This window comes from Pseudomonas anatoliensis (genome assembly GCF_017976235.1).
In the GTDB taxonomy this organism is placed as follows: Bacteria; Pseudomonadota; Gammaproteobacteria; order Pseudomonadales; family Pseudomonadaceae; genus Aquipseudomonas; species Aquipseudomonas anatoliensis.
The window spans coordinates 207,917-223,127 of the sequence record NZ_JACVHC010000006.1; the positions used below are offsets into that span (position 1 = coordinate 207,917).

Sequence of the window (15,211 nt, forward strand, 5' to 3'; positions counted from 1 at the left end):
ACATGAGCAAATTCTGGAGCCCGTTCGTCAAGGATCTGGTGCCTTATGTGCCGGGCGAACAGCCGAAGCTGACCAGGCTGGTCAAGCTCAACACCAACGAAAACCCGTACGGCCCGTCGCCAAAAGCCTTGGCGGCAATGCAGACCGAACTCAACGACAACCTGCGCCTGTACCCGGACCCGAACAGCGATTTGCTGAAAAACGCCGTCGCCACTTATTACGGCGTGCAGACCAATCAGGTGTTCCTCGGCAACGGTTCGGACGAAGTGCTCGCGCACATCTTCCACGGCTTGCTGCAACACGATCAGCCGATTCTGTTCCCGGACATCAGCTACAGCTTTTATCCGGTGTATTGCGGTTTGTACGGCATCAAGTTCGACGCGGTGCCGCTGGATGCGCAGTTCCAGATCAACCCGGCGGATTACGCCAAGCCAAACGGCGGGATCATTTTCCCTAACCCGAACGCCCCGACTGGCTGCCTGTTGGCGCTGGATGCGGTTGAGCGGATTCTCATCGCCAGCCCGAATTCGGTGGTCGTGGTGGACGAGGCGTACATCGACTTCGGTGGTGAAACGGCGATCAGCCTGGTGGATCGTTATCCGAACCTGCTGGTGACGCAGACCCTGTCCAAGTCGCGTTCGTTGGCGGGCCTGCGGGTTGGCCTGGCGGTGGGGCATCCGGATCTGATCGAGGCGCTGGAGCGCATCAAGAACAGCTTCAACTCTTATCCGATTGATCGTTTGGCGAACGTCGGCGCGGCGGCGGCATTCGAGGATCGTGAGTATTTCGACAAGACTTGCCGTTTGGTCATCGAAAGTCGCGAGTGGGTTGTCGCGCAATTGCAGGGCAAGGGTTTTGAGGTGTTGCCGTCGGCGGCGAACTTCATTTTTGCCCGTCACCCGCAACATGATGCGGCAGGGTTGGCGGCGAAACTGCGCGAGCAGGGCGTGATTGTGCGGCACTTCAAGCAAGAGCGGATTGCGCAGTTCCTGCGGATCTCGATTGGCACGCCGGAGCAGAATCAGGCGTTGATCGACGGCCTCGGCGAGCTTTGAGCCACCGCTGAAACCTGTAGAAGTGAGCCTGCTCGCGATGCGTTTCAGCATTCAACATGTGAGTTGAATGACACACCGCAATCGCGAGCAGGCTTACTCCTACAAGGGATTTGTGTTGATTATTCGTGATGCGGCTCGCCCAAAAACGTCAGCGAACTGAACAACCCGCGACTATTCACATCAACACTGTCTTTCACCTGCACCTCAACCTGCGCCGCAATCACATTCAACCCTTCATTTCGCACCAGCACCTGCGCACGGCCGTCCTTGTCGGTCTCGGTGCTCAGGGTATTCGGTGCGCTGCGGTAATCGCCGATCAACTTGACGCCCGCCGCCGGTTTGCCATCAAGCAACACGCGCACCGGCAATGATTTGCCCGGGCCGACGGTCAGCGGATCAACTTCCGGCAGAATCAGCAGCTTGATCTGATCCAGCTTGGGCAGCTTCGCCCCCGGTTGATAGATCGCCAGGCTGTACTTGAACGTCTGCGTCGCCTCGACTGCACCCGGTACTTTGCTGCGACCTTCGTTGATCCACTTTTTGTCAGCGGTTTGCGACCACATTCCGTTATTCAACGCCACGGCCATGACCGCGGGTGTTTTCAGCGGCTTGAGGCGGGCGTGATCGGGCAAGCGCTCGACGCTCACCGGGATCATCTTGCCGCCCGCGTCATAGGCCCACGCGCCGCTGATTTTCTGGGCCTTGAAGGCGTTGTCCTCGGCGCCGTGGCCGTAGATCACTTCGATGTTGCCGCGCCGTTGTTCGGTCCACAGGCCGTGGGCCGAGGCTTGTCCGGCGAACAGCGCGGCGATGACCAGCAGGGTTTTGCCGTATTGCATGGTGACGTCCTTTTACAGATTGAGTGACAGGCTGACGGTGAAATTGCGCGGCTCGCCGGGGTTGACCCAGTAGTTGCTGTAAGAGCGCTCGTAGTATTTTTCGTCGAAAACGTTGTTCAGGTTCAGGCCGACGGTGACGTTGTCGCTGGCCTTGTAATGGGCCAGCAGGTCGACGGTGTGATAGGCCGGCAATTCGAAGTCGCTGCCGGATTCGCCCGAGCGGTCACCGACGTAAGTGAAAGCTGCGCCAACATCCGAGCCGCGCAGATGCCCGTCCTGAAATTCATAAACACCCAGCAGACTGCCGCTGCGTTTGGCCACGCCGAGGATGCGGCTGCCGGTGGGAATCACGGCGTCACCCTGAGTTACTTCGGCGTCGATGTAGGCGAAGGCGCCAATCACCCGCAGGGCATCGGTGACTTGGCCGGTCACCTGCAGATCGAAGCCGCGACTGCGCGCCTTGCCCATCGCGCGGTTGGTGTCGGTGGCCGGGTCGAGCGCGAGGACGTTTTCCTTGTCGATGTGAAAGAAGGCGAGGGTGCTGCTCAGACGTTCGTCGAACAGTTCGTTTTTGATGCCGATTTCGTAGCCGACACCTTCCTCCGGATCGAAGGATTTGCCGGTCGCATCAAGACCGTTGTTCGGTTTGAACGAGGTCGAGGCGTTGGCGAACAGGCCGGTGTTCGGCGTCAGTTGATAGAGCAGGCCGGCGCGCTGGGTGAGAGCGTCGTGGGTCTGACGGCTGTTGGCGTTGCGGCTGTGGTCATTGATGTTTTGTTCGAAGTGTTCGAAGCGTGCGCCGATCATCCCGCGCAATTTGTCGGTAAAGACGATTTGATCCTGCAGGTTCAGCGCATGGCTTTCGAGGTGCTCGAAAGTGTCAGTGCCCGACCGGGCGCCGTTGGGTTTCTGCTGGCCGTAGATCGGTTTGTAAATGTCGATGGCGTAGGGGCCGCCGGCGAGGGTGGTGACGCGCTCGTTCTTGCGGAAGTTCTCGTATTCGCTGCCGATCAGCAGTTCGTGCTGCCATGGGCCGAGGTCGAACAAACCGCGCAATTCCAGTTGAGTGATGCTGTCGTGCCAGTTGGTATCGCGCTCGCGGTAACGGCGGTTGACGGTGTGGCCATCGGCGTTCAACGGGCGACTTTCAGAGGCATCGCCCCACAGTTTGCCTTCCTTGTAATGGCTGGCCAGGCGCAGTTTCCAGCTGTCGTTAAGATGGTGCTCGAGCGTCGCCTGAAGCAGGTTGTTGTGGTTGTCGATGTTGCCGTCGTTGGGCTCGCCGAGGAACGTCGAACGTGAAACACCGCTCCACTTATTGTTCGGCGCGACGATGCCACGGTCGAACGTCGAGCTGTGGCGGACGATTTCGCTTTCCACCAACAGCGACGTATCCGGGTTCAGTTGCCAACTGATCGAGGGCGCGATGAATACGCGTTTGCTGTCGACGTGATCGCGAAAGCTGTGGTTGTCCTCGACTGCAAGGTTGATCCGTGAGAGCACGTCACCCTGTTCATCGAGCGGGGTGTTGACGTCCAGCGCCGTGCGATAACGATCCCAACTGCCAGCGCTGGTCTGCAACGTGGTAAAGGCTTCGGGCTGTGGTTTTTTGGTGACGATGTTCACCGTGCCACCCGGGTCGCCACGGCCATAAAGGCTGGCCGCCGGGCCTTTGAGCACTTCGATACGCTCGATATTGGCTGCGTCCGGTGTGCTCGGGTACCCACGATTGGCGCTGAAGCCGTCCTTGTAGAACTCCGAGGTGGTGAAGCCGCGCACGCTGTATTCGTAGAGCGTCAGGCCGCCGAAGTTGTTTTGCTTCGATACGCCGCCAGCGAAATCCAGCGCGCGCTCGACGCTGGTGCTGCCCAGATCCTTGAGCACGCTCGCGGGCACCACGCTGATTGCCTGCGGGATATCGCGTATCGCGGTGTCGGTTTTGGTCGCACTGGATGAGCGCGTGGCGCGGTAGCCCTTGACCGGGCCGGTGGGGGATTCGTAATCGGAGGTAACGCTGATCGCGTCCAGTTCGAGCGGTTGCGACTCTTCGGCAAAGGCCGCATCGCCCAGCAAAGCAAGGGGTAGACCGAGAGTCAGGCCGAGCAGGGAGGCCTTTGTTCGAGACGACATGTTATGTTGTTCCAATTGTTAGATTGAAACAATATAACATGCCTTTTGAGAATGTCTTTTATTCGCGCCGTCGACGCGAATAAATTTTTACTCTTGTTTTTCCTTCACCGGCGCCGGCGGTGGACGCAGGCCGATTTCCGCCGAGAGCTTGATCTCCTTGCCGTTACGCATCACTTGAATCGTGACCTTGTCGGTCGGCTTAATCCGCGCCACCTGGTTCATTGAGCGACGACCATCGCCGGCCGGTTCGCCATCAATGCTCAGAATCACGTCGCCCAATTGCAGGCCGGCCCTCTGTGCCGGGCCGTCGCGGAAGATCCCGGCGACGACAATGCCCGGACGCCCGGACAGACCAAACGATTCGGCCAGTTCCTGAGTCAATGGCTGCACTTCGATACCGAGCCAGCCGCGAATTACCTGCCCGTGCTCGATGATCGACTTCATTACTTCCATCGCCAGTTTCACCGGGATGGCAAAACCGATGCCCTGCGAGCCACCGGACTTGGAGAAAATCGCCGTGTTGATGCCGGTGAGGTTGCCGTTGGCATCCACCAGTGCACCGCCGGAGTTGCCCGGGTTGATCGCCGCGTCGGTCTGGATGAAGTCTTCGTAGTTGTTCAGGCCCAACTGATTACGCCCGGTGGCGCTGATGATGCCCATGGTTACGGTCTGGCCGACGCCGAACGGGTTGCCGATGGCCAGCGCAACGTCGCCGATGCGGATGCTGTCGGAACGGCCGACAGTGATCGCTGGCAGGTTTTTCAAGTCGATTTTCAGGACAGCGAGATCGGTTTCCGGGTCGCTGCCGATCACTCGGGCCAGGGTTTCCCGGCCATCCTTGAGCGCTACGACAATCTGGTCGGCGCCGCTGGTGACGTGGTTGTTGGTCAGGATGTAGCCTTCCGGGCTCATGATCACGCCGGAACCGAGGCTCGACTCCATGCGCTTCTGCTTCGGCGAGTTGTCACCGAAGAAACGGCGGAACTGTGGATCCTCGAATAAAGGATGCGCCGGCTTGTTGATGACTTTGGTGGTGTACAGGTTGACCACCGACGGCGCGGCGATCGTCACCGCATCCGCATAGGACACCGGCCCCTGCTGCACGCGGGTGGTCTGCGGCGCCTGTTGCAGGTTGACGTCGAGGCTCGGCAGCCCGACCCACTGCGGGTATCGCTGAATAATCAACAGAGCGATAAGCACACCGGCCAACAATGGCCAGCCAAAAAAACGCAGCGCCTTGAACATTAAGCACGTCCTGGAAAAGTTGCAGGCGAAGTCAGACCGCCCATAATGTCGCGCATTATACGAGGCCGCGCGTGCCTCTGAACGGGATATTTAGGAGTCTTTCATGGCCGTTGCCCTCAGCACCCTCGTCGAAGAAGCCGACCGATACCTGGCCAGTGCAAAAATTGCCGATTATTGCCCCAACGGCTTGCAGGTCGAAGGCCGTCCGCAAGTGATGCGCATCGTCAGCGGCGTCACTGCGAGCCAGGCGTTGCTCGATGCCGCCGTCGAGGCCGAGGCCGATCTGGTGCTGGTGCACCACGGTTACTTCTGGAAAGGCGAAAACCCCTGCGTCACGGGCATGAAGCAGCGTCGTTTGAAGACTTTGCTCAAGCACGACATCAGCCTGCTCGCCTATCACTTGCCGCTGGATCTGCACCCGGATGTCGGCAACAACGTGCAGTTGGCGCGTCAGTTGGACATCACCGTCGAAGGGCCGCTGGATCCGGACAATCTGAAAATAGTCGGGCTTGTCGGTTCGCTTAACGAGCCAATGACCCCGCGTGATTTCGCCCGCAAGGTTCAGGAAGTAATGGGCCGTGAACCGCTGCTGGTTGAAGGCAGCGGGATGATCCGACGGGTTGGCTGGTGCACTGGCGGTGGCCAGGGATACATCGATCACGGCGTGGCGGCGGGTGTCGATCTGTTTCTCAGTGGTGAAGCTTCCGAGCAGACATTCCACAGCGCCCGGGAAAACGACATCAGTTTCATCGCCGCCGGCCACCACGCCACCGAGCGTTACGGCGTGCAGGCTCTGGGCGACTACTTGGCAAAACGCTTCGCCGTCGAACACATCTTCATCGACATCCCCAACCCGATCTGATTCCCTCCCCTGTAGGAGCTGCCGAAGGCTGCGATCTTTTGCTCTTGTTTTTTAAAAGGCCAGATCAAAAGATCGCAGCCTTCGGCAGCTCCTACAGGGGCGGGTTGGCCGAACTGTGGGGCATATTCATATGCCCTTTCGTTCTAGTTAGCGTCCTGATTAGAAGAGGTCGCTGTGCTAGGATTCCCCGCTCGAACACGGCCCGCTGGCCGTTCATAAGAAAGCTTTCGTGAGTAGCCATGGTCGACAAACTGACGCATCTGAAACAGCTGGAGGCGGAAAGCATCCACATCATCCGCGAGGTGGCCGCCGAGTTCGATAACCCGGTGATGCTGTACTCCATCGGTAAAGACTCCGCCGTGATGCTGCACCTGGCACGCAAGGCGTTCTTCCCGGGCAAATTGCCGTTTCCGGTGATGCACGTCGACACCCGCTGGAAATTCCAGGAAATGTACAAGTTCCGCGACAAGATGGTCGAAGAGCTTGGCCTGGACCTGATCACGCACATCAACCCGGATGGCGTGGCGCAGAACATCAACCCGTTCACCCACGGCAGCGCCAAGCACACCGACATCATGAAAACCGAGGGCCTGAAACAGGCGCTCGACAAGCATGGTTTCGACGCAGCGTTCGGCGGTGCCCGTCGCGATGAAGAGAAGTCCCGCGCCAAAGAGCGCGTGTATTCGTTCCGCGACAGCAAGCACCGCTGGGACCCGAAAAACCAGCGCCCAGAGCTGTGGAACGTCTACAACGGCAAGGTCAACAAGGGCGAATCCATTCGTGTGTTCCCGTTGTCGAACTGGACCGAGCTGGACATCTGGCAGTACATCTACCTCGAAGGCATCCCGATTGTGCCGCTGTACTTCGCCGCCGAGCGTGAAGTGATCGAGAAGAACGGCACGCTGATCATGATCGACGACGAGCGCATCCTCGAGCACCTGTCCGACGAAGACAAAGCGCGCATCGTCAAAAAGAAAGTGCGTTTCCGTACCCTTGGTTGCTACCCGTTGACGGGCGCGGTGGAGTCCGAGGCCGAAAGCCTCACGGACATCATTCAGGAAATGCTCCTGACGCGAACTTCCGAGCGCCAGGGCCGGGTCATCGACCACGATGGCGCAGGCTCCATGGAAGACAAAAAACGTCAGGGTTATTTCTAAGGGGTTGTCATGTCGCACGTATCTGATTTGATCAGCGAGGACATCCTCGCCTACCTGGGCCAGCACGAACGTAAAGAGCTGCTGCGCTTTCTGACCTGCGGTAACGTCGATGACGGCAAGAGCACCCTGATCGGGCGTCTGCTGCACGACTCCAAAATGATCTACGAAGATCATCTGGAAGCCATCACTCGCGACTCTAAAAAAGTCGGCACCACTGGCGATGACATCGACCTGGCATTGCTGGTCGACGGCCTGCAGGCCGAGCGTGAGCAGGGCATCACCATCGATGTCGCCTACCGCTATTTCTCCACCGCCAAACGCAAATTCATCATCGCCGACACCCCCGGCCATGAGCAGTACACCCGCAACATGGCCACTGGTGCGTCTACCTGTGACCTGGCGATCATCCTGGTCGACGCCCGTTACGGCGTGCAGACCCAGACCCGTCGCCACAGCTTCATCGCCTCGTTGCTGGGCATCAAACATATCGTTGTCGCCATCAACAAGATGGACCTCAAAGACTTCGACGAAGGTGTGTTCGAGTCGATCAAGGCCGACTACCTGAAGTTCGCTGAAGGCTTGAAGATGAAGCCGACCAGCATGCACTTCGTGCCGATGTCTGCCCTCAAGGGCGACAACGTGGTGAACAAGTCCGAGCGCTCGCCGTGGTACACCGGCCAGTCGCTGATGGAAATTCTCGAGACTGTGGAAGTGGCGGGCGACCGCAACTTCACCGATCTGCGTTTCCCGGTGCAGTACGTCAACCGTCCGAACCTGAACTTCCGCGGTTTCGCCGGCACCCTCGCCAGCGGCATCGTCAAGAAGGGTGACGAGGTCGTGGTGCTGCCGTCGGGCAAGAGCAGCCGCGTGAAATCCATTGTCACTTTCGAAGGTGAACTGGAGCACGCGGGTCCTGGTCAAGCGGTGACGCTGACCATGGAAGACGAAATCGACATCTCCCGCGGCGATCTGTTGGTGCATGCCGACAACGTGCCGCCGGTCACCGACAGCTTCGAAGCGATGCTGGTGTGGATGGCTGAAGAGCCGATGCTGCCAGGCAAGAAGTACGACATCAAACGCGCCACCAGTTACGTGCCGGGCTCGATTGCCAGCATCATTAACAAGGTCGACGTGAACACGTTGGAAGAAGGCCCGGCGAGCGCGTTGCAGCTCAACGAAATCGGCAAGGTCAGGATCGCGCTTGATGCGCCGATTGCCCTCGACGGTTACGAAAGCAACCGCACCACCGGCGCGTTCATCATCATCGACCGGTTGACCAACGGCACCGTTGGCGCTGGCATGATCGTCGCTCAGCCTGTTTCGCATGGCACCACGACACACCACGGCAAACTGGCGCATGTGGCGACTGAAGAGCGTGCGCAGCGCTTTGGTCAGCAACCGGCCACCGTGCTGTTCAGCGGTCTGTCGGGCGCGGGCAAGAGCACGCTGGCTTATGCGGTCGAGCGCAAGTTGTTTGACCTCGGTCGTGCGGTGTTTGTGCTGGATGGTCAGAATCTGCGTCAGGATCTGAACAAAGGCCTGCCGCAGGATCGTGCCGGGCGCACCGAGAACTGGCGTCGTGCTGCGCATGTGGCGCGTCAGTTTAACGAAGCTGGTTTGCTGACTCTGGCAGCGTTTGTGGCACCGAGTGCCGAAGGTCGTGAGCAGGCCAAGGAACTGATCGGTAAGGAGCGTCTGCTGACGGTCTATGTGCAGGCTTCGCCGACGGTGTGTGCAGAGCGTGATCCGCAAGGTTTGTATGCCGCCGGTAGCGACAACATCCCGGGCGAATCCTTCCCGTATGACGTGCCGCTGAATGCTGATCTGGTGATCGACACGCAGACGCTGAGTCTGGAAGAAAGCGTCAAGCAAGTGCTGGATCTGCTGCGCAAACGTGGCGCGATCTAAGACAGAAGCAGCTGCAAGCTTCTAGCTTCGAGCTGCAAGAAAAAGCCCGCCGATGAGCAATCATCGGCGGGCTTTTTTTGTCGCTTTGAGAATGTCAAAAGATCGCAGCCTTCGGCAGCTCCTACAGGGTGTACGCCGATCTAATGTAGGAGCTGCCGAAGGCTGCGATCTTTTGATCTTTAATTCTTTGGGTATTCGCGGTGCATCTGTTCCAGCAACGCATCCTTGTCCAGCCACAGCTGATTGATCCAGCCCTGAAACTGCAAACGATACTCACCGTCCTGATCGTAATTCTTGCCGATGAACTGCTGAGGAATCTTCAGCTCTTCAAAGTGCACCACTACATCTCGCACGTTGCCGCACAGCAAATCCCAGAACCCCGGGCGTCCGGCTGGGTAGTGGATGGTCACGTTGACGATCGACTCCAGTTGTTCGCCCATCGCATCCAGCACGAATGCAATGCCGCCAGCCTTGGGCTTGAGCAGGTATTTGAATGGCGACTGCTGCTGCGCATGTTTGCCGTCAGTGAAGCGCGTGCCTTCGACGAAGTTGAAAATTCCCACCGGGTTGTTACGAAATTTCGCGCAGGTTTTGCGGGTGGTTTCGAGGTCTTTGCCTTTTTTCTCCGGGTGTTTTTCCAGATAGGCCTTGGAGTAGCGCTTCATGAACGGAAAGCCCAGCGCCCACCACGCCAGACCAATCACCGGCACCCAGATCAGTTCTTGCTTGAGGAAGAACTTCAGCGGCTGGATGCGACGGTTGAGTACGTATTGCAGCACCAGAATGTCGACCCAGCTCTGATGGTTGCTGGTGATCAGATAGGAGTGGTTGTAGTCGAGGCCTTGCAGGCCGCTGAGGTGCCAGCGCGTGCGGCGCACCAGGTTCATCCAGCCCTTGTTATTGCTGATCCACGCTTCGTGGGTGTGGCTCATCAGCCAACCAGCGATGCGCTGGGTGAAGGCGAACGGCAAGGCCTTGATCAGCGCCACGCAGAACAGGAACGAACACAGCAGAATCGTATTGAGCGCCAACAACAGTGAGGCGATCACGCCGCGCAGCGGTGCAGGTAGGAAATCCAGCATTTACACATCCATAGGTCGGTTGGCGGCTTGAATCGCGGTGAGGGCGATGGTGTAGACGATGTCATCGACTTGCGCGCCGCGCGGCAGGTCGTTCACCGGTTTGCGCAGGCCTTGCAGCATCGGGCCGAGGCTGACGCAGTCGGCGCTACGCTGTACGGCTTTGTGCGTGGTGTTGCCGGTGTTCAGATCGGGGAACACAAACACTGTGGCGCGACCGGCCACCGGACTGTTCGGCGCCAGTTGCCGGGCGACGGTTTCGTTGGCGGCGGCGTCGTATTGCAGCGGGCCGTCGATCAGCAATGTGTGCTGTTGTTCATGGGCGAGCAGGGTGGCCTCGCGGACTTTCTCGACTTCCTCGCCGGTGGCCGATTCGCCGCTGGAGTAACTGATCATCGCCACGCGCGGGGTGATGCCGAATGCCGCCGCCGAGTCGGCGCTTTGCAGGGCAATCTCGGCCAGTTCGGTGGCGCTCGGGTGCGGGTTCATCACGCAGTCGCCGTAGACCAGCACTTCCTCCGGGAACAGCATGAAGAACACCGACGACACCAGCGTGCAGCCCGGCGCCGTTTTAATAAGCTGCAGGGCCGGGCGGATGGTGTTGGCGGTGGTGTTGATCACGCCGGAAACCAGGCCGTCGACTTCATCCAGCGCGAGCATCATGGTGCCAATCACCACGGTGTCTTCCAGTTGCTGCTCGGCCATTGGCGCGTTGAGGCTTTTGGTTTTGCGCAGGGCAACCATCGGCTCGACGTAGCGCTCGCGGATCAGATCCGGATCGAGAATCTCCAGCCCCGGCGGCAACACGATGCCTTGGGCGCGGGCGACCGCTTCGACGTCTTCGGGTTTGGCCAGCAACACACAACGAGCTATCCCGCGTTCCTGACAAATTGCCGCCGCTTGCACGGTGAACGGCTCGCTGCCTTCAGGCAGGACAATGCGTTTGTTGGCGGCCTGGGCGCGCTGAATCAGTTGATAACGGAACACCGCCGGCGACAGGCGCATCTCGCGTGGCGTACCGCAGCGCTGGTGCAGCCAGTTGGCGTCGAGGTGGCTGGCGACGAAATCGGTGATGATCTCCGCTCGCTCGCGGTCATCGATCGGGATTTCCTTGTTCAAGCCGTTGAGCAGGTTGGCGGTGTCGTAGGAACCCGTGCTCACCGACAACACGGGTAAACCGGCCTGCAAGGCGCCACGGCACAAGTCCATGATGCGCGGATCGGGCAGGGTGTCGCTGGTCAGCAGCAGACCGGCCAGCGGCACGCCGTTGATTGCCGCGAGGCTGACCGCAAGGATGATGTCGTCGCGATCCCCCGGCGTTACCACCAGCACGCCGGGCTTGAGCAGCTCGACGGTGTTGCGCATGGTCCGTGCGCAAATGATGATTTTGGTCATGCGGCGGGTTTCATAGTCGCCGGCGTTGAGCACCTGTGCGCCCATCAGGTCGGCGACGTCGCGGGTCCGCGGTGCATTGAGTTCAGGCTGGAACGGGATGCAGCCGAGTAGACGGAAATCACCGCTGCGCAGTAATGGCGAATGTTCCTTCAGGCGCGAAGCAAACGCTTCCATGCTCTCGTCGGTCTTGACCTTGTTGAGGATTACGCCGAGGACTTTCGGGTCTTTCGGACCACCGAACAATTGCGCCTGCAATTCGACGCGGCCGGAGAGTTCGGCGAGCACTTCGTTTTCCGGCGCCGAGACCAGAATCACTTCGGCATCCAGACTTTTCGCCAGGTGCAGGTTGACCCGTGCGGCGTAACTGGCGCTGCGGGTCGGCACCATGCCTTCAACCACCAGCACGTCTTTGCCGACGGCTGCTTGCTGATACAGGGTGATGATTTCTTCGAGCAGCTCATCGAGCTGGCCATCGCCCAGCATTCGCTCGACATGGGCCAGACCCAGCGGCTGTGGTGGTTTCAGGCCGTGGGTGCGCGCCATCAACTCGGTGGAGCGCTCAGGGCCGGTGTCGCCCGGATGCGGTTGGGCGATCGGTTTGAAAAAACCGACTTTCAGCCCGGCCCGCTCCAGCGTGCGCACCAGCCCGAGGCTGATGGAGGTCAGACCTACACCAAAATCGGTGGGTGCGATAAAAAAAGTTTGCATGCGAATTCTCTAAGGGTGCATGGCAATGGCGATCATCTATCTCTGACAATCTGCCGAAATTCAGTCGCCAAGGTTATCGCTAACCGAGCCTTGAGCGCACCAACCGCAGGCAAAGGGTTGGCCTATTTTTTCAATACGTTGCGCCGGGTCCAGCACCCACGCGCGCGATTGCCACGGTGGCTGGTGGCGCAGGTGCTGAGTGTGGCCACAGGAAAGCTCGGCTACCCAGTGACCGTCCTCGTCCTGATGGAAGCCGGTAATCGTCGAATCCCGTTTGTCCGGGTTGTGTTCGCTTTCGCGCGATTGCTTCGCTAAACTTGGCCTTTCTATATTCTTCTGCAAAAGGTCTCGCCCCATGCTGATCGCCGCCAATAAGGCTGTCTCCATCGACTATACCCTGACCAACGACGCTGGTGAGGTCATCGACAGCTCCGCCGGCGGCGCACCGCTGGTCTACCTGCAAGGCGCAGGCAACATCATCCCGGGCCTGGAAAAAGCCCTGGAAGGCAAAGCTGTTGGTGATGAACTGGAAGTTTCCGTTGAGCCGGAAGACGCTTACGGCGAATACGCTGCCGAACTGGTCAGCACCCTGAGCCGCAGCATGTTCGAAGGCGTTGACGAGCTGGAAGTCGGCATGCAGTTCCACGCTTCGGCGCCGGACGGCCAGATGCAAATCGTCACCATTCGTGACCTCGACGGCGACGACGTCACCGTCGACGGCAACCACCCACTGGCCGGTCAGCGCCTGAACTTCAAAGTGAAGATCGTTGCTATCCGTGACGCCAGCCAGGAAGAAGTCGCTCATGGTCACGTCCATGGCGAAGGTGGCCATCAGCACTGATTTTCTGCGCTAAGCTTCGAGTACTGGAGAGGCGCCTGCGGGCGCCTTTTTCAGTCCGCGGCTGTCCTTGGTGGTCTCGCCAAGTGGCTGTTTCGAGTAGAACACGGGAATCTGGAGTTCGTCATGAGTGCTTTTCACGACCTTAAGTTGACAGCCCTGGATGGTCAGGAGCTACCGCTGGCGCCCTTCAAGGGCCAAGTCGTGCTGGTGGTCAACGTCGCCTCCAAATGCGGGTTGACCCCACAGTACGCGGCGCTGGAAAACCTATACCAGCAATTCAAAGGTAAAGGTTTCAGTGTATTGGGCCTGCCGTGCAACCAGTTTGCCGGTCAGGAGCCAGGTACCGAGCAGGAAATCCAGGATTTCTGCAGCCTCAACTACGGCGTGACGTTCCCGTTGTCGAGCAAGCTCGAAGTCAACGGTCACGAGCGTCATCAGCTCTATCGGCTGCTGGCGGGCGAGGGCGCGGAGTTTCCCGGTGACATCACCTGGAATTTCGAGAAGTTCCTGCTTGGCAAGGACGGTCGCGTGCTGGCCCGGTTCTCGCCGCGCACGGCGCCGGATGATCCGACAGTAATTGCTGCAATCGAGAAAGCGCTGGGCTAAAACCCTCAAGATCAAGAGATCGTCCGATCGCGGCCCGAGCCTTCGGCAGCTCCTACAGGGGACTGCTGGCGCTGCGATCTTTTCGTTTGGCTGCATTCGATTGTGTAGGAGCTGCCGAAGGCTGCGATCTTTTCGTTTCTAATCCTTGATCATTCAAATCAATAGTGCTGTTCAAAGGCTTCGACTGTCCATATTATCGCCGTCATAAAGTCATTCCCTGCGGAGTCTTCCCATGCCGGTTCAAGCCCTGTTCAAACCGTTCCACCTCGGCACTCTCGAACTGCCGACCCGTGTGGTCATGGCGCCGATGACCCGTTCGTTTTCTCCGGGCGGCGTACCGAACTCCAAAGTCCTCGAGTACTACCGTCGTCGCGCTGCTGCCGGCGTTGGCCTGATCATCACCGAAGGCACGACCGTCGGCCATATTGCGTCCAACGGTTACCCGAATGTGCCGCAGTTCTTTGGTGAAGCACCCTTGGCCGGTTGGAAAAAAGTCGTCGACGCGGTGCATGCCGAGGGCGGCAAGATCGTTCCACAGCTCTGGCACGTCGGTAGCGTGCGCCGCATCGGCACCGAACCGGACGCCAGCGTGCCGGCTTATGGCCCGTCGGAAAAACTCAAGGACGGACAGGTCGTCGTGCACGGCATGACCAAGCAGGACATCCAGGACGTGATCGGCGCCTTCGCCCAAGCGGCCAAGGATGCGCAAAGCATCGGCATGGACGGCGTGGAAATCCACGGCGCCCATGGTTACCTGGTCGACCAGTTCTTCTGGGAAGGCAGCAACCAGCGCACTGACGAATACGGCGGCAGCCTGGTCAACCGTTCGCGTTTTGCCATCGAGCTGATTCAGGCTGTGCGTGCAGCGGTGGGCGAAGGTTTCCCGATCATCTTCCGTTTCTCGCAATGGAAACAGCAGGATTACACCGCGCGGCTGGTGCAAACCCCGGAAGCCTTGGGTGAATTCCTCGCGCCGTTGTCCGACGCTGGCGTGGACATTTTCCACTGCTCGACGCGGCGTTTCTGGGAGCCGGAATTCGATGGCTCCGAGCTGAACCTGGCTGGCTGGACGCGCAAGCTGACCGGCAAACCGACCATCACAGTCGGCAGCGTAGGCCTGGATGGCGAGTTCCTGCAGTTCATGGTCAACACCGACAAGGTCGCAGAGCCGGCCAGTCTGGAGAACCTGCTCGAGCGTCTGAACAAAGAGGAATTCGATCTGGTAGCGGTGGGGCGTGCGCTGCTGGTCGATCCGGACTGGGCATTGAAAGTGCGCGAAGGGCGTGAGCAGGACATTCTGCCGTTCAGCCGTGAGGCGTTGATGACACTGGTTTAAGCGCTAACCAGCACTGACGCCATCGCGAGCAGGCTCACTCCTACATTGAA

General features: G+C 59.3%; 13 protein-coding genes. 7 read left to right on the plus strand and 6 right to left on the minus strand.

Annotated features, from left to right (window positions below; all coding sequences use genetic code 11):
* Window positions 1–2: 2 nt before the first annotated feature.
* On the plus strand, window positions 3–1,055 hold the full coding sequence (gene hisC, locus ICA16_RS20585) for a histidinol-phosphate transaminase (RefSeq protein WP_150604402.1): 1,053 nt from the start codon (window positions 3–5) through the stop codon (window positions 1,053–1,055).
* A gap of 119 nt (window positions 1,056–1,174) precedes the next feature.
* Here hisC and ICA16_RS20590 read toward each other — a convergent pair whose 3' ends face one another.
* From ICA16_RS20590 to algW, 3 genes are all read right to left on the minus strand, one after another.
* Entirely contained in the window at window positions 1,175–1,894 is a 720-nt protein-coding gene (locus ICA16_RS20590) for a DUF4198 domain-containing protein (protein WP_210701372.1), read from the minus strand.
* A gap of 12 nt (window positions 1,895–1,906) precedes the next feature.
* Window positions 1,907–4,024 carry a TonB-dependent siderophore receptor gene (locus ICA16_RS20595; RefSeq protein ID WP_210701373.1) on the minus strand — a complete coding sequence of 706 codons (2,118 nt, stop codon included), beginning with the start codon at window positions 4,022–4,024 and terminating at the stop codon, window positions 1,907–1,909.
* Window positions 4,025–4,111: 87 nt separating this feature from the next.
* Window positions 4,112–5,269, minus strand: a complete 1,158-nt coding sequence (algW, locus tag ICA16_RS20600) for a Do family serine endopeptidase AlgW (RefSeq protein ID WP_210701374.1) — start codon at window positions 5,267–5,269, stop codon at window positions 4,112–4,114.
* Between the two features lie 103 nt (window positions 5,270–5,372).
* On the opposite strand from algW, the gene ICA16_RS20605 reads away from it, so the two are divergent.
* From ICA16_RS20605 to cysN, 3 genes are all read left to right on the plus strand, one after another.
* Window positions 5,373–6,131 carry a Nif3-like dinuclear metal center hexameric protein gene (locus ICA16_RS20605; RefSeq protein WP_150617136.1) on the plus strand — a complete coding sequence of 253 codons (759 nt, stop codon included), beginning with the start codon at window positions 5,373–5,375 and terminating at the stop codon, window positions 6,129–6,131.
* Window positions 6,132–6,370: 239 nt separating this feature from the next.
* The gene (cysD, locus tag ICA16_RS20610; RefSeq protein ID WP_007912374.1) at window positions 6,371–7,288 is read left to right on the plus strand and encodes a sulfate adenylyltransferase subunit CysD; all 918 of its coding nucleotides are present in this window, start codon (window positions 6,371–6,373) and stop codon (window positions 7,286–7,288) included.
* Window positions 7,289–7,297: 9 nt separating this feature from the next.
* On the plus strand, window positions 7,298–9,196 hold the full coding sequence (gene cysN, locus ICA16_RS20615) for a sulfate adenylyltransferase subunit CysN (protein WP_210554523.1): 1,899 nt from the start codon (window positions 7,298–7,300) through the stop codon (window positions 9,194–9,196).
* A gap of 179 nt (window positions 9,197–9,375) precedes the next feature.
* On the opposite strand, the gene ICA16_RS20620 is transcribed toward cysN, so the two are convergent.
* From ICA16_RS20620 to ICA16_RS20630, 3 genes are read right to left on the minus strand one after another with little or no spacing between them, the layout of a single operon-like run.
* Window positions 9,376–10,278 (minus strand): acyltransferase, encoded by a 903-nt coding sequence (locus ICA16_RS20620; RefSeq protein WP_150604395.1) that lies wholly within the window; start codon window positions 10,276–10,278, stop codon window positions 9,376–9,378.
* Complete coding sequence (gene pta / locus ICA16_RS20625) at window positions 10,279–12,378, minus strand: phosphate acetyltransferase (RefSeq protein WP_150617138.1); 2,100 nt, start codon at window positions 12,376–12,378, stop codon at window positions 10,279–10,281.
* Window positions 12,379–12,438: 60 nt separating this feature from the next.
* A complete protein-coding gene (locus tag ICA16_RS20630) occupies window positions 12,439–12,765 on the minus strand; it encodes a DUF3565 domain-containing protein (protein ID WP_045122156.1) in 327 nt (108 codons plus the stop codon).
* On the opposite strand from ICA16_RS20630, the gene ICA16_RS20635 reads away from it, so the two are divergent.
* The 3 genes from ICA16_RS20635 to ICA16_RS20645 all read left to right on the plus strand — a co-directional run bounded on the left by ICA16_RS20635 (window position 12,734) and on the right by ICA16_RS20645 (window position 15,161).
* Entirely contained in the window at window positions 12,734–13,219 is a 486-nt protein-coding gene (locus ICA16_RS20635; protein ID WP_150604393.1) for an FKBP-type peptidyl-prolyl cis-trans isomerase, read from the plus strand. The two genes, ICA16_RS20630 and ICA16_RS20635, sit on opposite strands and share 32 nt — an antisense overlap.
* 123 nt (window positions 13,220–13,342) lie before the next feature.
* Window positions 13,343–13,825 (plus strand): glutathione peroxidase, encoded by a 483-nt coding sequence (locus ICA16_RS20640; RefSeq protein WP_042557689.1) that lies wholly within the window; start codon window positions 13,343–13,345, stop codon window positions 13,823–13,825.
* A 232-nt stretch (window positions 13,826–14,057) separates the two neighbouring features.
* Window positions 14,058–15,161 (plus strand): NADH:flavin oxidoreductase, encoded by a 1,104-nt coding sequence (locus ICA16_RS20645; RefSeq protein WP_210701375.1) that lies wholly within the window; start codon window positions 14,058–14,060, stop codon window positions 15,159–15,161.
* Window positions 15,162–15,211 lie beyond the last annotated feature (50 nt).